Raw genomic sequence first — 387 nt, forward strand, 5'->3', positions numbered from 1 at the left:
TACTTACTGTTTGTGATGCATAGTAGGTTCCTGTGCTCAACGCTGTTGTTCCTGCTAAGGCAGTTCCTCCAGTTGACGCTGCATACCATTGAATTCCTGTTCCTGTAGCTACTAAATCCGCTACTGTTGGGCTATCGGCACTACAGAATGCTTGTGCGCTTGCTGTTGGTGCGGTTGGAGTGGTATTTACGGTTACACTTACAGAAGTTCTACTACTCTCACAGCTACTTACTGTTTGTGATGCATAGTAGGTTCCTGTGCTTAACGCTGTTGTTCCTGTTAAGGCAGTTCCTCCGGTTGACGCTGCATACCATTGGATTCCTGTTCCCGTAGCTACTAAATCCGCTACTGTTGGGCTATCGGCACTACAGAATGCTTGTGCACTTG

Annotated in this window: 1 protein-coding gene; it reads right to left on the bottom strand. The window is 47.3% G+C overall.

Annotation, left to right across the window (positions count from 1 at the left end; translation table 11 throughout):
- Positions 1-387: Ig-like domain-containing protein (locus ACXAG7_RS20020; protein WP_476667933.1), on the bottom strand; the 387-nt coding region annotated here is incomplete at both ends.

It is taken from the genome of Tenacibaculum sp. AWR4_210 (genome assembly GCF_056160945.1).